The organism is Bacillus sp. RCC_6_1, assembly GCF_041360755.1.
Taxonomy (GTDB): domain Bacteria; phylum Bacillota; class Bacilli; order Bacillales; family Bacillaceae_G; genus Bacillus_A; species Bacillus_A cereus.
Genome location: NZ_JBFUPV010000021.1, coordinates 39211 through 58508, shown reverse-complemented (window position 1 = coordinate 58508; position 19298 = coordinate 39211). Strand labels below are relative to the sequence as shown.

The following is a 19298-nucleotide window of genomic DNA, read 5'->3' as shown; positions in this document are numbered from 1 at the left end:
GAACACGGAAGTTAAGCTCTCTAGCGCCGATGGTAGTTGGGACCTTGTCCCTGTGAGAGTAGGACGTCGCCAAGCAACTAAACACGAGTCAAATGACTCGTGTTTTTTCGTGTTTTCTTTTATAATCCATAGTAATTAAAAAAATGTCCTTAAATAATTACTATTTTGATTAAATGCAGGGGAATGTGGCTAGGATAGTGAATAAGCAAAAGAGTTGCAAATTTTATTAATACGTATATAATTAAAGTCAAAGATAGTCAAAGTCAATAAAGGTGGCGGATAAATGAGAAATATATCTGATATCATTGAGCAATATCTAAAGCAAGTTATTGACTTAAGTAATAATAATGTGATTGAAATCAAAAGAAATGAGATTGCGGATCGATTCGAGTGCGTACCATCTCAAATCAATTATGTAATCAATACCCGTTTTACATTAGAAAGAGGATTTGTAGTAGAAAGTAAACGTGGTGGAGGAGGTTACATTCGCATTATAAAAGTCAAACTGCATGATGATATAGACATTATTGATCAAATGCTTCATATGATTGATCATAGCGTTGCACAAGGGAATGCAGAGAGTATGATTATACGTTTATTAGAAGAGGGAATCATAACAGGCCGTGAAGCAAAACTAATGTTAAGTGTACTAGATCGTTCTGTATTATCAATGGATATTCCTTCTCGAGATGAACTTAGGGCTCGAATATTATGCGCAATGTTAAGAACACTGAAATATAAATAAATACAGCTTTTGTAAAAGAATGATAATTAAGATAGGGCAGTTAAATATTGTAGAAGTTTTGAAAAAGAGCATGTACTTTTATCTAAATGGATTAAGGAAAGAGGACAATCTAGTAATGTATGAAAAGTATCATGAGGTAGATCGTTCCTGTTGTAAAGGTGGGGATATTGATGACTTGTCAAAACTGTAATATAAGACCAGCAACTTTACATTATACAAAAGTAATCAACGAGAAGAAGGCGGAAGTTCATCTTTGTGAGCAATGTGCAGAGCAAAGTGGCTATACGTCTTTCTTTCAATCATCACAGTCTAACTTTTCATTTCATGATGTATTTGCTGGTTTATTACACGGTGAATCAACAATGTTTGGAGAAGGAAAAAACGGGTTTTCAAATACAAATACAATAAGATGTCCAGGTTGTAAGATGACATACGAACATTTTACAAAGGTGGGACGCCTTGGTTGTGCTTCTTGTTACGATACATTTAAAGGACACTTAAACCCATTGTTAAAACGACTTCATGGTGGACATACAGAACATTGTGGAAAAATTCCGGAACGAATGGAAGGAAATATCCACTTAAAGAAAGAATTAGATGAACTAAAACTTATTCTGAAACAATATGTACAGAATGAGGAGTTTGAGAAAGCTGCTGAGGTAAGAGATGAAATTCGAGGGCTTGAAACTCAGCTTAGTGAGCATAGAGAGGGGGAGTAGTTCTATGTCACTGGACAAAATTATGAATGAAGCGATTAGTCCATGGATGAAGGGGGATGGCCCTGATTCTGATATTGTTTTAAGTAGTCGAATTCGTTTGGCTCGTAATTTTAAGCAATATCAATTTTCTACTATGCAAAACGAAGAGGAAGCTCAAAAGGTTCAAGAATTATTTAAAAAGAAATTTATAAATAAAGCGGTAGAGCCCTTTGGGAAGTTTGGACTATTAAAAATGAATGAATTAACGCCTCTTCAAAGGAGAGTTTTAGTCGAAAAGCATTTAATTAGTCCAAATCTAGCAGGGACTGAATATGGAGCATGTCTGTTATCAGAAAGCGAACACATTAGTGTGATGCTTAATGAGGAAGACCACATTAGGATTCAGTGCCTATTTCCAGGACTACAGTTATCAAAGGCGCTTCAAAGCGCCAATCAAATAGATAATTGGATTGAGAAAGAGGTTGAATATGCTTTTGATGAATCACTTGGATATATTACGAGTTGTCCTACTAACGTTGGTACAGGATTAAGAGCTTCTGTAATGATTCATTTACCAGGGCTGGTTTTAACAAAAAGAATTAGCCGTATTATACAAGTAATTCAAAAATTAGGTTTAGTAGTAAGAGGAATATACGGTGAAGGTAGCGAAGCGTTAGGTAATATATTTCAAGTATCAAATCAAATGACGCTAGGGAAATCCGAAGAAGATATTATTGCAGATTTAAAGAGTGTCATGCAGCAAATTATACAACAAGAAAAATTGGCCAGAGAATTAATTGTACAAAATTCGAGTATTGAGCTTGAAGATAAGGTTTATCGTTCTTACGGTATACTAGCAAATAGTCGTTTAATTCAATCTGCAGAAGCGGCAACTTGCTTATCGGATGTACGACTTGGTATTGATCTAGGATATATAAAAGGTATATCGAGAAATATTTTGACTGAGCTAATGGTTCTTACGCAACCAGGTATTTTACAACAATACGCAGGAGGACCTTTAGGACCAGAAGAAAGAGATTATCGAAGAGCAACCTTAATCCGTGAGCGATTACGTATTGAAAAAAACTAAGCGCAAGTAGGAGGCGATTTCTATGATGTTTGGAAGATTTACAGAAAGAGCACAGAAAGTATTAGCTTTATCTCAAGAGGAAGCAATTCGCATTGGGCATAATAATATTGGAACAGAACATATTTTACTTGGGCTTGTACGCGAAGGTGAAGGAATTGCAGCAAAAGCGTTAATTGCTCTTGGATTGAGCCCGGAGAAAGTGCAAAAAGAGGTAGAAGCGTTAATTGGACGTGGAACAGAAGCTTCTCAAACTGTACATTATACACCTCGTGCTAAAAAAGTTATTGAATTGTCTATGGATGAAGCGCGTAAGCTAGGACATTCTTACGTTGGAACAGAACATATTTTACTTGGCTTAATCCGTGAAGGTGAAGGTGTAGCGGCACGTGTTTTAAATAATTTAGGCGTCAGCCTTAACAAAGCAAGACAACAAGTGTTACAACTTCTTGGAAGTAACGAAGCAAGTTCAGGTCACCAAGGTGGTTCATCGACAAATGCAAATACACCGACACTAGACAGTTTAGCGCGCGACTTAACAGTTGTTGCACGTGAGAATCGTTTGGATCCTGTTATTGGACGTAGTAAAGAAATTCAACGTGTAATTGAAGTGTTAAGCCGTAGAACAAAAAACAATCCAGTGTTAATTGGAGAGCCTGGTGTAGGTAAAACAGCAATTGCTGAAGGGTTAGCACAGCAAATCGTAAATAATGAAGTTCCTGAAACGTTAAGAGATAAGCGTGTTATGACACTAGATATGGGAACAGTGGTAGCTGGGACGAAATATCGTGGTGAGTTTGAAGATCGTTTAAAGAAAGTAATGGATGAAATACGTCAAGCAGGGAATATTATTCTATTTATTGATGAACTTCATACATTAATCGGTGCAGGTGGAGCAGAAGGTGCAATCGATGCATCAAATATTTTAAAACCATCTTTAGCACGCGGAGAATTACAATGTATTGGTGCGACAACTTTAGATGAGTATCGTAAATATATTGAAAAGGATGCAGCTTTAGAGAGACGTTTCCAGCCAATTCATGTTGATGAGCCGAGTCTAGAAGAATCAACTCAAATCTTGAAAGGTTTACGCGATCGTTATGAGGCCCATCACCGTGTGTCTATTACAGATGATGCAATTGATGCAGCTGTGAAACTTTCCGATCGTTATATTACGGATCGTTTCTTACCAGATAAAGCAATTGATTTAATTGATGAAGCTGCTTCAAAGGTTCGCTTACGTTCTTATACAACACCACCAAACTTAAAAGAGCTTGAAGTGAATCTTGAGGAAATTCGAAAAGAAAAAGATGCGGCTGTACAAAGTCAAGAGTTTGAAAAGGCTGCTTCCTTACGTGATATGGAACAACGCTTACGTGAGAAATTGGAAGATACAAAGCGTCAGTGGAAAGAACAACAAGGAAAAGAAAATTCAGAGGTTACGGTAGAAGATATTGCAAATGTCGTTTCTACATGGACACGTATCCCTGTTTCTAAACTTGCACAAACAGAGACTGATAAATTATTAAACTTAGAATCCATTCTTCATGATCGTGTCATCGGCCAGGATGAAGCGGTAGTGGCTGTAGCGAAAGCTGTTCGTCGTGCAAGAGCAGGACTGAAAGATCCGAAACGTCCAATTGGTTCATTTATTTTCTTAGGACCAACAGGTGTAGGTAAAACAGAATTAGCAAGAGCATTGGCAGAATCTATGTTCGGTGATGAGGATGCAATGATTCGCATTGATATGTCTGAGTATATGGAGAAACATTCAACTTCTCGCTTAGTTGGTTCTCCTCCAGGATATGTTGGGTATGAAGAAGGCGGACAATTAACAGAGAAGGTTCGTCGTAAGCCGTATTCAGTTGTCCTATTAGATGAAGTAGAGAAGGCGCATCCTGATGTATTTAATATTTTACTACAGGTATTGGAAGATGGTCGTTTAACTGATTCTAAAGGACGTACAGTTGACTTCCGTAATACGATTGTTATTATGACGTCTAACGTTGGTGCTGAGGCGTTAAAACGTAACAAACATCTTGGATTTAACGTACAAGATGAAAGCCGTGATTATTCGGATATGAAAGGTAAAGTAATGGATGAGCTGAAAAAGGCATTTCGTCCAGAATTCTTAAACCGTATTGATGAAATTATCGTATTCCATATGCTTGAGAAAAAACATATTCAAGAAATTGTGACTCTTATGGTAAATCAGTTAGTGAATCGCTTAAAAGAACAAGAAATTGAATTGCAATTAACAGAAGGGGCGATTGCAGCTATTGCTGATAAGGGGTTTGATCGTGAATATGGTGCTCGTCCACTACGTAGAGCAATTCAGAAGCATGTAGAAGATAGACTATCGGAAGAACTTTTAAAAGGTGCTATTGAGAAAGGACAAAAAGTTATCTTTGATGTAGAAGGGGAAACATTTGTCATTCATAGTGCTGAAAAGGTAAAATAAGTATAGACAAACTAAGAGGGCTACGAGATAGCCCTCTTTCTTGTACGAGAAGGTCAAATGTTTATAGATGAAAGCGAAGTGAAATATAAAAAGATATGGCTAAAAAGAAAACAAAATTCACATGTCAAGAGTGTGGTTATCAATCACCAAAATATATGGGTAAATGTCCAGGGTGTGGTCAATGGAATTCGCTTGTTGAAGAGATGGAACCCGTTGTATCATCCAGACGCCTAAATTATGCAAATGCAATTCAAACAGAAGTAACAAAACCAAGACGTCTTACAGAAGTAGAAACAAAGTCTGAGGCACGTATTGAAACAAAATTTCAGGAGTTTAACCGTGTACTAGGTGGCGGAATTGTAGATGGATCTTTAGTACTTATTGGTGGGGACCCTGGGATTGGAAAATCAACGTTATTATTACAGATTTCCTCGCAATTAGCAGATGCTTCATATGATGTATTGTATATATCAGGTGAGGAGTCAGCAAAGCAGATTAAACTTCGTGCAGATCGTTTACATGTAAATGGTAGTAATCTATTTGTTGTATCAGAGACAGATTTACAGCGTATTGCAGCACATATTGAAGAGATGAATCCTGCTTTTGTTGTTATTGATTCTATTCAAACGATACATTTACCTGAGGTGACATCAGCTCCTGGTAGCGTGGCGCAAGTACGTGAATGTACAGCAGAATTAATGAAACTTGCAAAAACAAAGGGAATCCCAATTTTCATCGTAGGACATGTGACAAAAGAAGGTGCAATTGCGGGGCCGCGTATGTTAGAACATATGGTCGATGCAGTTCTTTACTTTGAAGGAGATCGACACCATACATATCGTATTTTACGAGCTGTAAAGAATCGTTTTGGTTCTACGAATGAAATGGGTATCTTTGAAATGAAAGAACTTGGCCTTGCAGAAGTCTTAAATCCTTCTGAAATTTTCCTTGAGGAAAGACCAGTTGGAGTTGCAGGTTCAACAGTAGTTGCCTCAATGGAAGGAACAAGACCAGTTTTAGTAGAAATACAGGCATTAATTTCCCCTACTAGTTTTGGAAATCCTCGAAGAATGGCGACAGGAATTGATCATAATCGTGTCTCGCTTATTATGGCGGTACTAGAGAAAAGAACAGGTTTACTATTACAAAATCAAGATGCGTATTTAAAAGTAGCTGGTGGTTTGAAATTAGATGAACCGGCAATTGATTTAGCTGTTGCCTTAAGTATAGCTTCAAGTTTTAGAGATAAATCTACGGCACCAACTGATGCGGTAATAGGAGAAGTTGGATTAACTGGAGAAATAAGAAGAGTATCAAGAATCGAACAACGTGTACAAGAAGCAGCTAAATTAGGATTTCAACGTGCTATCATTCCTAGAAAAAATTTAGGGGGGTGGACAATTCCAGAGGGGATTGAGGTTGTAGGTGTTTCTAATTTAGGAGAAGCGCTTCGTTTGACATTAGGAGGCTAGGCTATGGAAGAAAATAAGCAACGTGTCAAAAGTATAATTAATATTTTACAGCTCGTGGCCCCGGGAACACCACTGCGCGAAGGGATAGATAATGTACTTCGTGCACAAACAGGGGGACTAATTGTTCTTGGGTATAATGAGCAGATTAAAAGCATTGTTGATGGTGGTTTTCATATTAATTGCGCATTCTCTCCTGCTAGTTTATATGAATTAGCAAAAATGGATGGAGCACTTATTTTAAATGAAACTGGAAGTAAAATTTTAATTGCAAACGCACAGTTAGTTCCGGATTCATCTATTGATTCTATTGAAACAGGTATGCGTCACCGAACAGCAGAGCGTGTAGCAAAGCAGACGGGCAGCCTTGTTGTGGCCATTTCACAAAGACGTAATGTAATTACGCTATATCAAGGGAACTTACGTTATACACTAAAAGATATAGGTGTCATTTTAACGAAGGCAAATCAAGCAATTCAAACGCTAGAAAAATATAAGGCTGTATGGAATGACGGCATTACGAATTTGGGTATTCTAGAATTTGAAGAGGTCGTTACAATGTCCGAGGTGGTTCACGTTTTACATAGTGTTGAAATGGTGCTGCGTATAAAAAATGAAATATTGAGCTATATTCATGAGCTAGGAACAGAAGGTAGGTTAATTCGTTTACAGCTTACAGAATTACTAGCTGATTTAGAGGCAGAGGCAGCATTGTTAATTAAAGATTATCACCAGGAGAAAACACAAGACCATCATCAAATCTTGAAAAAGTTACAAGATCTTGCAAATACACAACTTTTAGAGGATAGTGATTTAGTTAAATTACTTGGGTATCCAGGACAAACAAGTTTAGAAGAAAGTGTGACACCTAGAGGGTACCGAATCACAAGCAAGATTTCTCGTGTTCCGCCACTTATTATCGAGAATTTAATTAATCGATTTAAAACATTGCAAGGTGTTTGCCGAGCAACTATTAATGAATTGGATGATGTGGAAGGAATTGGAGAAGTGAGAGCGAAGAAAATACGAGAAGGTCTAAAAAGAATTCAAGAGCATCTCTATATGAGTAGACACAATTAAGAATATTACATTGATTCTATAATATAACGACACTAGAACATTTTTGGTATATGATATGATATATTGGTAAATAAAACTATTTACAAAAAAACACGTCCGCTTTTGCATTCGGCGTTTTGATTAGCGAAACAATGGTTAATAATGAGTAGGAGGTGGTTGGATGTTAAAACGGATTGTACAGCTCTTCTTTTTAGTGATCGGGGGAGCGTTAGGGATTTACTTAATCCCAAAAATTATTAATGTATTAGATATCGGTGCGGTTCCTTTGTTGGAAGGATCGTATGTTCGTGCAATTATTGGTGCAATTATTTTATTTTTAACAACATTTTGGCTTGTAGATTATATTGTTCAACTTATTAAGCATATTGAAGAGGCTCTTGTAAAGGCGCCTGTAGCAGATGTTTTATTTGGTACATTAGGATTAATCTCTGGTCTTATTGTTGCATATTTAATTTTGATACCAATTCGTGAATTTACAATTCCAGTTATTAGTACGGTGTTGCAAGTGTTCTTCACCCTTTTACTTGGATATTTAGGATTCCAAGTAGGGTTTAAAAAGAGGAATGAATTGCTAGGATTATTTACATTACCCCAACGCGGAGGTAAGAAGAAAAACAATAGTGAGAATGAAGAGGTAGAGGTCGAAGCAGAAAAATCTACGACTCATTGGAAAATTCTTGATACGAGTGTAATTATTGACGGACGTATTGCAGATATTTGCCAAACAAAGTTTTTAGAAGGAACAATTGTCATTCCGCAATTCGTATTAGAAGAGCTTCAGCATATTGCCGATTCTTCAGATGCTTTAAAGCGTAATCGTGGCCGCAGAGGGCTAGACATTTTAAATCGTATTCAAAAGGAGATGCCAATTCCGGTAGAAATTTATGAAGGCGATTTCGATGATATCCAAGAAGTAGATAGCAAGCTTGTAAAGTTGGCAAAAATCACTGGTGGAACTGTAGTAACAAACGATTTCAATTTAAACAAAGTTTCTGAATTACAAGGGGTTACGGTGTTAAACATTAATGATTTAGCTAATGCGATTAAACCAGTCGTACTCCCTGGTGAAGAATTAAGTGTTTATGTTGTGAAAGATGGTAAAGAACAGAATCAAGGTGTTGCATACTTAGATGATGGTACGATGATTGTAGTAGAAGATGGTAGAGAGTATGTGGGTTCACAACTTGATGTACTTGTTACTAGCGTATTACAAACATCGGCTGGTCGTATGATTTTCGCAAAACGTAAATTGCTAGAAAAAGCATTATAAGTAGAGGATTATTAATATGTATACATTAATTATTCCGGCAGCGGGCCAAGGGAAACGAATGGGTGCTGGTAAAAATAAGTTATTTTTACTTATAGATGAAGTACCAATTATTGTGCACACATTGCGTGCTTTTGAAAAAGATAAAGCGTGCAAAAGTATTATTATGGCAATTAACGAAGAAGAACGCCCGTATTTTGAAGAGTTGATGCAGAAGTACCAGATTGAAAAGCACGTACAATTTATTCAGGGTGGAGCCGAAAGACAAGATAGCGTATATAACGCACTTCAGTATGCGAGTGGTGTCGAATATGTTCTTGTTCATGACGGGGCGCGCCCGTTCGTAACGAATAAAGTGATTCGCGATGTATTAACTGCAGCAGAAAAATATGGAGCTTCCATTTGTGCAGTGCCAGTAAAAGATACTGTTAAGAAAGTAGAGCAGGGTGTTGTTGTAGAAACGGTAGAGCGATCTCAACTTAACGCTGTACAAACACCACAAGGATTCTCTGTTTCTCTTTTGCTAGAAGCTCATAGAAGCGCAAAGCAAAGTTGTTTTCTTGGCACAGATGATGCAAGTCTCGTAGAACGCGTTGGGAAGCAAGTTGGTGTAGTGGAGGGGAGTTACTATAATATTAAAGTGACGACTCCGGAAGATCTACTAATTGCTGAAAGTTTCCTACGTGTTCAGAAGAAATAACGTTGATGATGTGTTAATAAAGAAAAGCTCGGCAACAGCCGGGCTTTTCTTTATAAGGATAGCGATATAATATAGAGTCATAAAGCTCAGTAGTTTAGCTTAAGGAGGAAGTAAGGATGTTTCGAATTGGACAAGGTTTTGATGTACATGAATTTGCGGAAGGGCGTCCGTTGATTATCGGTGGAATTACAATTCCACACGAGAAAGGATTAATTGGTCATTCAGATGCAGATGTATTGTTACATACGATTGCTGATGCATGTTTAGGTGCGATTGCAGCAGGAGATATCGGAAAGCATTTTCCTGATACAGACCCAGCTTTTAAAGATGCAGATTCAGCTGTATTGTTACAAAAAGTTTGGGAATTTGTGCGTGAACAAGGTTACGAGTTAGGAAATTTAGATTGTACAATTATTGCTCAAAAACCAAAAATGGCACCACATATTGAGAGCATGCGTAAGCGCATTAGTGAACTGTTAGAAACGTCTATCAATAACATTAATGTAAAGGCAACAACAACAGAAAAATTAGGATTTACAGGTAGAGAAGAAGGGATTGCTTCTCAAGCGGTTGTTTTATTACAGAAAAAATAATGGTTTTTAATTCGTAAGATGGATAATCACATTTTTTTGGTGTACAATTATAGAATGTGTTGACATTAAGAATGGAAGGTGTACCAATTATGGAAAAGCAAGTGAGAGTGCGCTACGCGCCAAGTCCAACAGGACACTTACATATCGGAAATGCGCGTACGGCATTATTTAATTATTTATTTGCTCGTCATTTAGATGGCAAATTTATTATTCGTATTGAAGATACTGATGTAAAACGTAACGTGGCTGGTGGAGAAGAAAGCCAATTAAAATACTTGAAATGGCTCGGTATGGACTGGGATGAAGGTGTTGATGTTGGTGGTGAATTTGGACCATATCGCCAAACAGAGCGTTTAGATATTTATAAAAAATTATATGAAGATTTATTAGAGCGTGGTCTAGCTTATAAATGTTATATGACAGAAGAAGAGCTAGAAGCAGAGCGTGAAGGACAAATCGCTCGCGGTGAAACACCTCGTTACGCAGGTAACCACCGTGAATTAACTGAAGAACAAGTGAAAGAATTTGAAGCTGAGGGACGTATTCCAAGTATTCGTTTCCGTGTACCAGCTGATCGTGACTACACATTCAAAGATATTGTAAAAGATGAAGTTGCGTTCCATTCAAATGATTTCGGTGATTTTGTTATTGTGAAAAAAGATGGAATTCCAACTTATAACTTTGCAGTAGCAGTAGATGATCATCTAATGGAAATTACACATGTACTTCGTGGTGATGATCATATTTCAAATACACCGAAACAAATGATGATTTATGAAGCTTTCGGCTGGGATATTCCACAATTCGGTCATATGACTCTAATTGTTAATGAAAGTCGTAAAAAGTTAAGTAAGCGTGATGAATCTATTATTCAATTTATTGAGCAATATAAAGAGCTTGGGTATCTTCCAGAAGCAATCTTTAACTTTATTGCACTACTAGGTTGGTCTCCGGTAGGAGAAGAAGAAATCTTCTCTAAAGATGAGTTTATCAAAATGTTCGATGCAGCTCGTTTATCAAAATCACCTGCATTATTTGATTCTCAAAAACTAAAATGGATGAACAACCAGTATATGAAAAAGCAAGATTTAGATACGGTTGTAGAGTTAAGCTTACCGCATTTAGTGAAAGCTGGACGTGTGGGAGAAACTTTAAGCGAACAAGACCAAGCTTGGATTCGTGATGTAATTGCTTTATACCATGAACAAATGAGTTTTGGAGCTGAAATTGTAGAGCTTTCTGAAATGTTCTTTAAAGATCATGTTGATTATGAAGAAGAAGGACAAGAAGTATTAAATGGTGAACAAGTACCTGAAGTACTTCGTGCATTTGCTGGTCAAATAGAAGCTCTAGAAGCAATGGAGCCAGCAGCAATTAAGGCAGCGATTAAAGCAGTTCAAAAGGAAACAGGACATAAAGGTAAAAATTTATTTATGCCAATCCGTGTTGCAACTACAGGACAAACGCATGGTCCAGAGCTTCCGAATGCTATTGCACTTCTTGGAAAAGAAAAAGTTTTAAATCGTCTTCAAAAAGTAATTGGTTAACATTTTCTAGGTTTAGAAATATAATAAGTATACCTACAACCTAATAAGGAAAAGCGACGAGAAGGAGAAGTAGAAAATCAGGCTTTTTACAGAGAGAACCACCTTTAGGCTGGGAGTGGTTTATAAGCGGATTTTTGAAATGCCCCTTCGAGTCTTCTGCTGAACAGCGAATTGCTTCGTGGGATGTCTTAGGCCGCAAAGTAAGCAGAAGCGGTGTACACCGTTATCATGGATGAGTTTGAGGCTTTTTTAAGCCTAAACAGAGTGGAACCGCGCTTAAAAGGCGTCTCTGTCAATATGACAGAGACGCCTTTTTTTTTATACCGTGTAAATAGGTATGAATATAGAATTTATCTCCTTATATAAAGAATTAGGGGAGAAGTGATGAGTTAGGGGAGTTAGTTCGTTCGACAAAAAAGCAGCCCATAAAGGGGAGGGAACACCGATGTTTAAGAGGCTTCGGGAAGATATTGAAGTCGTTTTTGAACAGGATCCAGCGGCAAGAGGTTATTTCGAAGTCATTTTAACTTACTCTGGATTACATGCAGTTTGGGCCCATCGAATTGCACATGCTTTTTATAAAAGAAATTTTTTCTTTCTTGCACGTTTTGTTTCACAAGTGAGCCGCTTTTTTACTGGCATTGAGATCCATCCAGGAGCAACTATTGGTCGACGCTTTTTTATAGATCATGGAATGGGAGTTGTAATTGGAGAAACTTGTGAAATTGGTGATAATGTAACGATTTATCAAGGGGTTACATTAGGTGGTACAGGAAAAGAAAAAGGGAAGAGGCACCCAACAATTCAGGATAATGTATTAATTGCGACGGGTGCTAAAGTTCTTGGGTCTATTACTGTGGGAGAGAATTCTAAAATCGGAGCAGGGTCTGTCGTATTAAAAGAAGTTCCTGCACATTCTACAGTTGTAGGTATACCTGGCCGTGTCGTTATTCAAAATGGAGTAAAGATTGGTCAAGAATTAAATCACTCTGACCTTCCAGATCCGATTTTTGATAAATTAAAGGCTATGGAAGTAGAACTTGATAAATTGAAGAAACAATTGGAATTAAAGGTAGAAAGGAAGGATAAAAATGACTATTCACATTTATAATACGTTAACACGTCAAAAAGAAGAGTTTGTTCCATTAGAAGAAAATAAGGTAAAGATGTATGTATGCGGACCTACAGTTTATAACTACATTCATATTGGGAATGCAAGACCTCCTATGGTATTCGATACAGTGCGTCGTTATTTAGAATACAAAGGATACGATGTGCAATATGTATCTAACTTTACGGACGTAGATGATAAATTAATTAAAGCGGCAAATGAATTAGGTGAAGATGTACCAACGATTGCTGATCGTTTTGTTGAAGCGTACTTTGAAGATGTAACAGCACTAGGTTGCAAACACGCAACAGTTCATCCTCGTGTAACAGAAAATATGGATATCATTATTGAATTTATTCAAGAACTTGTGAATAAAGGGTATGCATATGAATCAGAGGGTGATGTGTACTTTAAGACGAAGGAATTCGAAGGTTACGGTAAATTATCACATCAACCAATCGCAGATTTACGTCACGGTGCTCGTATTGAGGTAGGGGAAAAGAAACAAGACCCTCTTGATTTTGCTTTATGGAAAGCTGCGAAAGAAGGAGAAATCTTCTGGGAAAGCCCTTGGGGGCAAGGACGTCCAGGATGGCATATTGAATGCTCAGCAATGGCGCGTAAGTACTTAGGGGATACAATTGACATTCATGCTGGTGGGCAAGACTTGGCGTTCCCGCATCATGAAAATGAAATTGCGCAGTCAGAGGCATTGACTGGAAAAACGTTTGCACGTTACTGGATGCATAATGGATATATTAATATTAACAATGAGAAGATGTCTAAATCGCTGGGTAACTTTATTTTAGTTCACGATATTATTAAGCAATACGACCCGCAGTTAATTAGATTCTTTATGTTATCAGTACACTATCGTCACCCGATTAACTTTAGTGAAGAGTTATTACAAAGTACGAATAATGGACTGGAAAGAATTAAAACAGCTTATGGAAACTTAAAGCATCGTATGGAGAGTAGTACGGATTTAACGGACCATAATGAGAAATGGTTAGCTGAAATAGAGAAATTCCAGACTGCATTTGAAGAGGCAATGAATGATGACTTTAACACTGCAAATGCAATTACCGAATTATACAACGTAGCAAATCATGCAAATCAATATTTACTTGAAGAGCATACATCTAAAGTTGTGATTGAAGCATACGTAAAACAACTGGAAACGTTATTTGATATTTTAGGATTAGAATTATCAAAAGAAGAATTACTGGATGAAGAAATTGAAGAGCTTATCCAAAAGCGCATTGAAGCTCGTAAAAATCGCGATTTCGCATTGTCTGATCAAATTCGTGACGATTTAAAAGAACGTAATATTATTTTAGAAGATACCGCTCAAGGTACAAGATGGAAAAGAGGATAAGGATGATTGATGCAAAGCAATTAAACAGCTTGGCGTTAGCGTATATGGGTGATGCGGTATATGAACAATATATCCGCTATCACCTCCTTCAAAAAGGAAAAGTTCGCCCTAATCAATTACATCGCTTAGGGACGAGCTTTGTTTCAGCAAAAGCACAGGCGAAAGTTGTTTATCATTTATTAGAGACGGCATTTTTGACAGAGGAAGAAGAGGTGGTATTAAGAAGAGGGCGTAATGCAAATTCAGGTACAGTTCCGAAAAATACGGATGTACAAACATATCGACATAGTACAGCCTTTGAAGCACTAATTGGTTATCATCATTTATTAAATAATCGTGAAAGATTAGACGAAATTGTATATAAGGCAATTGCAGTTTTAGAAGAAAAGGAAGGGGGCACATCATCATGACTAGTGAATATATTATCGGACGTAACCCTGTAATTGAAGCGTTAAGATCAGGGAGAGATATTAATAAAATTTGGATCGCAGAAGGTGCTGCCAAAGGACAAGTACAAATTGTACTAGCGTTAGCGAAAGAAAATAAGATTATTTTACAACATGCACCAAAGAAAAAGTTAGATCAATTAGTTGAGGGTAATCATCAAGGTGTAATTGCTCAAGTAGCTGCATATCAGTATGCAGAGTTAGAAGATTTATTCAAAGTGGCAGAAAAACGTAATGAAGATCCGTTCTTCTTGATTTTAGATGAGATTGAAGATCCGCATAACCTAGGTTCTATTATGCGTACTGCTGATGCAACAGGAGCTCATGGAATTATTATTCCGAAGAGAAGAGCTGTGGGACTTACCGCATCAGTTGCGAAAGCATCAACAGGAGCGATTGAATACATTCCTGTTGCGCGCGTAACAAACTTATCTCGTACAATTGATGAATTAAAAGAGCGTGGACTTTGGATTGCTGGTACAGATGCCAAAGGGAAAACGGATTACCGTAATTTAGATGGTACAATGCCGATTGGATTAGTAATTGGTAGTGAAGGAAAAGGTATGAGTCGTATTATTGGTGAAAAGTGTGATTTCTTAATCACTCTACCGATGGTTGGTAAAGTTACATCCTTAAATGCTTCAGTAGCCGCAAGTTTGTTAATGTATGAGGTATATCGTAAACGTCACGAAATTGGTAAATAAAAAATGAACGATATTTTAATCGTTGACGGCTACAACATTATCGGAGCTTGGGGAGATTTGAAGAAACTGCGGGATGTAGATTTACAATCATCAAGAGATGCGCTTATTGATAAGATGGCGGATTATCAAGGTTATACAGGCACAAAAGTGATGATAGTCTTTGATGCCTATACAGTCCATGGTATTGAAAAAAAGATGAAACAATCTCGTGTAGAAGTAATATTCACACGAAAGAATCAAACTGCAGACGAAAAGATAGAGCAACTTGCGATAGAGCTTAGAAATATAAATACACAAATATATGTTGCGACTTCTGATTATACAGAACAATGGGTTATATTTGCGCAAGGTGCCCTTCGAAAATCTGCGCGTGAATTAGAGTTGGAAGTACAAGCAATGGAACAACAAGTAAGAAGGCGTACAAAAGACGCGAAAGAACAGCAGCCCGCCATGCGAAAGATATTTAGTAAGGATATTACAGAAAAATTAGAAAAATTAAGAAGAGGAGAGCGTTGAAGCATTGACGCTCTTTATCTTTTTACTGTATAATATTGCTAAATAAATAGCGGTCGGAGGGATCAAGGTGGAAGCAGGCTTCGTAAGTATAGGCGACGTTACATTTCGTGATTTAGAGGATGAGGCAATCGTTGAGTTAGTTCGAAAAGGTAATACTGACGCTCTAGAATATTTAATTCACAAGTATAAGAACTTTGTTCGTGCGAAATCAAGATCTTACTTTTTAGTGGGTGCCGATCGAGAAGACATTGTTCAAGAAGGTATGATAGGGTTGTTTAAAGCAATTCGTGATTATAAAGAGGACAAGCTGTCTTCATTCAAAGCATTTGCTGAACTATGTATCACTCGACAAATTATTACCGCTATTAAAACGGCAACAAGACAAAAACATATTCCTTTAAATTCGTATGTGTCTTTAGATAAGCCGATTTACGATGAGGAATCTGATCGAACGTTATTGGATGTTATTTCTGAAGCGAAGGTGACTGATCCTGAAGAGATGATCATTAGCCAGGAAGAATATACAGACATAGAATCAAAAATATCTGAATTATTAAGCGATTTAGAAAGAAAAGTGCTTTCTTTATATTTAGATGGTCGTTCTTATCAAGAGATTTCAGAACAGTTAAACAGGCATGTGAAATCTATTGATAACGCTTTACAAAGAGTAAAGAGGAAATTGGAACGATATATGGAAATGAGAGAAAGTACAACTTTAAATTCATAAGAAGTAACAAGTGCTGCAGGTGTAAAATAAATCACCTGTTTTCTTTTGTAGAGAGTACAAAATGCATGTCATTGACATTGTCTTTTATTGTATGATACATTTTTAGGGACATAATGTTACAAGGTTGGTGTAACTAATGAGGAAAAAAGTTGTACTCTCATGTGAAGAGTGTAAAAATCGAAACTACTCTACTATGAAAGATACGAGCTCAATAGAGCGACTTGAAATAAAAAAGTTTTGTAAAACATGCAATCAGCATACAGTTCACAAGGAAACAAAATAAATAATTGAAATAATACACTGGAGGTCCCGCAGATGCGTTTAACGAACTTTTTCGGCGATGTAGGTCGCGAAATGAAAAAAGTAAGTTGGCCTAAAAAAGATGAATTACTCCGCTCAACAGCGACTGTTGTTGCTACAGTTGTGTTCTTTGCGATTTTCTTCGCAGTAGTTGATATGGGCATTTCTTCTTTAATTCGGTTAATTCTTGGTTAATTCTTGAATAAGAAGCACTTATCCATGATATAATGTTATTTATAAGAACTGTGTAAAAGCCCGGTGAACGGGTTTTTTCATTTGCGCAAAAAAATGTACGTCAGGGAGGGAAGGACGCTCGTCCTAAATGAATGGAAAAAAGTTGGTATGTTGTCCATACTTATTCTGGATATGAAAATAAAGTAAAAGCAAACCTAGAGAAACGTGTAGAATCAATGGGTATGCAAGATAAAATTTTCCGTGTTGTTGTCCCGGAAGAAGTAGAAGTAGAAATGAAAAACGGAAAAGAAAAATTAATGAAAAGAAAAGTGTTCCCAGGTTATGTATTAGTAGAATTAATCATGACTGATGACTCTTGGTATGTTGTACGTAACACGCCGGGTGTAACTGGGTTCGTTGGTTCTTCTGGTTCTGGATCTAAACCATCACCTCTATTAGAAGAGGAAGTTGTTACCATTATGAAACATATGGGAATGGACAACGAAGTGGTTGATTTCGACTTTGAACTTCATGAGACAGTACGTGTAAATGAGGGGCCATTCGCAGATTATACAGGTGCTATTGAAGAAATTGATGTGGAGAAGAAAAAGGTTAGCGTGCTTGTGGATATGTTTGGTCGCGAGACTCCAGTTGAACTTGACTTCCATCAAATTGAAAAATTATAAAATGAAACTTGAAATGAATTGTAAAAAGTGATAATATCTTTTAAGTCAGTACGTCTTCGTTATCGGAGACGTTTTTTGAAAGATTTTATCCTTACAGATAAAATATGACGTGGGAGGGCAAATCACTGTCCAATTGACCACATCACGGACTTAAGGAGGTGTGTCTCGTGGCTAAAAAGGTAATTAAAATGGTAAAGCTTCAAATTCCTGCAGGTAAAGCTAACCCAGCTCCACCAGTTGGTCCAGCATTAGGACAAGCAGGTGTTAACATCATGGGCTTCTGTAAAGAGTTTAACGCTCGTACAGCAGATCAAGCTGGTCTTATCATCCCTGTTGAAATTACGGTATTTGAGGACCGTTCATTCACTTTCATTACTAAAACTCCTCCTGCTGCTGTTCTTCTTAAGAAAGTAGCTGGTATTGAGTCTGGTTCTGGTGAACCAAACCGTAATAAAGTGGCAACTGTTAAGCGTGATAAAGTACGCGAAATCGCTGAAACTAAAATGCCTGACCTAAACGCTGCTAGCGTAGAAGCTGCAATGCGTATGGTTGAAGGTACTGCACGCAGTATGGGCATCGTTATCGAAGACTAATTCGATTTGTTTTTAAAAAAGGTTGCGGGTCTGGAATTCCAATTCGCAACCTTTATTATCGTAAATGATTATCGTTTTTAAATAAATGGATGGCGCTCATCCTCAGGTTATACCTGAAAACAGGCGTAAACGTGGGAGGTTATTCCGCTAAAACCACATTCGAGGAGGAAATAAAAATGGCTAAAAGAGGTAAAAAGTACGTAGAAGCTGCAAAGCTTGTTGATCGTGCAGCTGCTTACTCTGCAACAGAAGCAGTAGAATTAGTAAAGAAAACAAACACAGCTAAATTTGATGCAACTGTAGAAGCTGCATTCCGTTTAGGTGTTGACCCTAAGAAAGCTGACCAACAAATCCGTGGTGCAGTTGTTCTTCCACACGGTACTGGTAAAGTACAACGTGTATTAGTATTTGCTAAAGGTGAAAAAGCTAAAGAAGCTGAAGCTGCTGGAGCTGACTTCGTAGGCGATACTGATTACATCGGTAAAATCCAACAAGGTTGGTTCGATTTCGATGTAGTAGTAGCAACTCCTGACATGATGGGTGAAGTTGGTAAACTTGGTCGCGTATTAGGACCTAAAGGTTTAATGCCAAACCCTAAAACTGGAACAGTTACTTTCGATGTAACTAAAGCTGTTAACGAAATCAAAGCTGGTAAAGTTGAATACCGCGTTGATAAAGCTGGTAACATCCACGTTCCAATCGGTAAAGTATCTTTCGAAGATGCTAAATTAGTAGAAAACTTCAAAACAATTGCTGACACTTTACAAAAAGTTAAGCCAGCTGCTGCAAAAGGTACTTACATGAAGAACGTAACAGTTGCTTCTACAATGGGACCTGGCGTACGTGTAGACGTTTCTACATTAGCGTAAATTTTGGAAGTTGACTTCATAAAGAAGTTTTAATATAATCATTTATGTTGTGAATTTAATTAGTGTACCGTAGACAGTAGGTGTCAATAGACTTAATTTCCTACCTAGGTGTTAATATACGAAGCGGAATCTTTTTTCTGTGACTAT

Annotated in this window: 21 protein-coding genes and 2 other annotated features (1 of these 23 running past the window's edge); all 21 genes read left to right on the top strand. The window is 37.3% G+C overall.

Going from position 1 to position 19298, the window contains the following annotated elements; translation table 11 throughout:
• Positions 1-283 precede the first annotated feature (283 nt).
• Positions 284-745 (top strand): transcriptional regulator CtsR, encoded by a 462-nt coding sequence (gene ctsR / locus AB6801_RS29470; RefSeq protein WP_001244565.1) that lies wholly within the window; start codon positions 284-286, stop codon positions 743-745.
• A 170-nt stretch (positions 746-915) separates the two neighbouring features.
• Complete coding sequence (gene mcsA / locus AB6801_RS29465; RefSeq protein WP_000128398.1) at positions 916-1464, top strand: protein-arginine kinase activator protein McsA; 549 nt, start codon at positions 916-918, stop codon at positions 1462-1464.
• A 4-nt stretch (positions 1465-1468) separates the two neighbouring features.
• The gene (mcsB, locus tag AB6801_RS29460; protein ID WP_000050842.1) at positions 1469-2533 is read left to right on the top strand and encodes a protein-arginine kinase McsB; all 1065 of its coding nucleotides are present in this window, start codon (positions 1469-1471) and stop codon (positions 2531-2533) included.
• A gap of 22 nt (positions 2534-2555) precedes the next feature.
• On the top strand, positions 2556-4991 hold the full coding sequence (gene clpC, locus AB6801_RS29455; RefSeq protein ID WP_000971187.1) for an ATP-dependent protease ATP-binding subunit ClpC: 2436 nt from the start codon (positions 2556-2558) through the stop codon (positions 4989-4991).
• A gap of 95 nt (positions 4992-5086) precedes the next feature.
• Positions 5087-6463 (top strand): DNA repair protein RadA, encoded by a 1377-nt coding sequence (gene radA / locus AB6801_RS29450; RefSeq protein WP_001085202.1) that lies wholly within the window; start codon positions 5087-5089, stop codon positions 6461-6463.
• Between the two features lie 3 nt (positions 6464-6466).
• Positions 6467-7540, top strand: coding sequence for a DNA integrity scanning diadenylate cyclase DisA (gene disA / locus AB6801_RS29445; protein WP_000392158.1), 1074 nt, complete (start codon positions 6467-6469; stop codon positions 7538-7540).
• A 160-nt stretch (positions 7541-7700) separates the two neighbouring features.
• Entirely contained in the window at positions 7701-8810 is a 1110-nt protein-coding gene (locus tag AB6801_RS29440; protein WP_000919677.1) for a PIN/TRAM domain-containing protein, read from the top strand.
• Between the two features lie 16 nt (positions 8811-8826).
• Positions 8827-9507, top strand: coding sequence for a 2-C-methyl-D-erythritol 4-phosphate cytidylyltransferase (gene ispD / locus AB6801_RS29435; RefSeq protein ID WP_000288284.1), 681 nt, complete (start codon positions 8827-8829; stop codon positions 9505-9507).
• A gap of 116 nt (positions 9508-9623) precedes the next feature.
• Positions 9624-10100, top strand: a complete 477-nt coding sequence (gene ispF / locus AB6801_RS29430) for a 2-C-methyl-D-erythritol 2,4-cyclodiphosphate synthase (protein ID WP_000488388.1) — start codon at positions 9624-9626, stop codon at positions 10098-10100.
• 89 nt (positions 10101-10189) lie between these two features.
• Positions 10190-11647, top strand: coding sequence for a glutamate--tRNA ligase (gene gltX / locus AB6801_RS29425; protein ID WP_000415143.1), 1458 nt, complete (start codon positions 10190-10192; stop codon positions 11645-11647).
• A gap of 47 nt (positions 11648-11694) precedes the next feature.
• Positions 11695-11941 (top strand) — a binding site (T-box leader).
• A 151-nt stretch (positions 11942-12092) separates the two neighbouring features.
• A complete protein-coding gene (gene cysE, locus AB6801_RS29420) occupies positions 12093-12758 on the top strand; it encodes a serine O-acetyltransferase (RefSeq protein WP_000476497.1) in 666 nt (221 codons plus the stop codon).
• Positions 12739-14136 carry a cysteine--tRNA ligase gene (cysS, locus tag AB6801_RS29415; RefSeq protein ID WP_000152276.1) on the top strand — a complete coding sequence of 466 codons (1398 nt, stop codon included), beginning with the start codon at positions 12739-12741 and terminating at the stop codon, positions 14134-14136. The genes cysE and cysS overlap by 20 nt, the downstream gene beginning before the upstream one ends.
• Positions 14137-14138: 2 nt before the next feature.
• Entirely contained in the window at positions 14139-14546 is a 408-nt protein-coding gene (locus AB6801_RS29410; RefSeq protein ID WP_074541886.1) for a Mini-ribonuclease 3, read from the top strand.
• The gene (gene rlmB, locus AB6801_RS29405; protein WP_000200237.1) at positions 14543-15286 is read left to right on the top strand and encodes a 23S rRNA (guanosine(2251)-2'-O)-methyltransferase RlmB; all 744 of its coding nucleotides are present in this window, start codon (positions 14543-14545) and stop codon (positions 15284-15286) included. The genes AB6801_RS29410 and rlmB overlap by 4 nt, the downstream gene beginning before the upstream one ends.
• Positions 15287-15289: 3 nt before the next feature.
• A complete protein-coding gene (locus AB6801_RS29400; RefSeq protein WP_000997880.1) occupies positions 15290-15802 on the top strand; it encodes an NYN domain-containing protein in 513 nt (170 codons plus the stop codon).
• 67 nt (positions 15803-15869) lie between these two features.
• Positions 15870-16529 carry an RNA polymerase factor sigma-70 gene (locus AB6801_RS29395; protein ID WP_000387193.1) on the top strand — a complete coding sequence of 220 codons (660 nt, stop codon included), beginning with the start codon at positions 15870-15872 and terminating at the stop codon, positions 16527-16529.
• A 136-nt stretch (positions 16530-16665) separates the two neighbouring features.
• Positions 16666-16812, top strand: a complete 147-nt coding sequence (gene rpmG, locus AB6801_RS29390; RefSeq protein WP_014481927.1) for a 50S ribosomal protein L33 — start codon at positions 16666-16668, stop codon at positions 16810-16812.
• 32 nt (positions 16813-16844) lie between these two features.
• On the top strand, positions 16845-17024 hold the full coding sequence (secE, locus tag AB6801_RS29385; protein ID WP_001241323.1) for a preprotein translocase subunit SecE: 180 nt from the start codon (positions 16845-16847) through the stop codon (positions 17022-17024).
• A gap of 131 nt (positions 17025-17155) precedes the next feature.
• The gene (gene nusG / locus AB6801_RS29380; protein ID WP_000415794.1) at positions 17156-17689 is read left to right on the top strand and encodes a transcription termination/antitermination protein NusG; all 534 of its coding nucleotides are present in this window, start codon (positions 17156-17158) and stop codon (positions 17687-17689) included.
• A gap of 167 nt (positions 17690-17856) precedes the next feature.
• Complete coding sequence (gene rplK, locus AB6801_RS29375) at positions 17857-18282, top strand: 50S ribosomal protein L11 (protein ID WP_001085872.1); 426 nt, start codon at positions 17857-17859, stop codon at positions 18280-18282.
• A 176-nt stretch (positions 18283-18458) separates the two neighbouring features.
• Positions 18459-19151, top strand: coding sequence for a 50S ribosomal protein L1 (gene rplA / locus AB6801_RS29370; protein ID WP_001987630.1), 693 nt, complete (start codon positions 18459-18461; stop codon positions 19149-19151).
• 49 nt (positions 19152-19200) lie between these two features.
• Positions 19201-19298, top strand: a sequence feature (ribosomal protein L10 leader region); it runs 47 nt beyond the window's last position.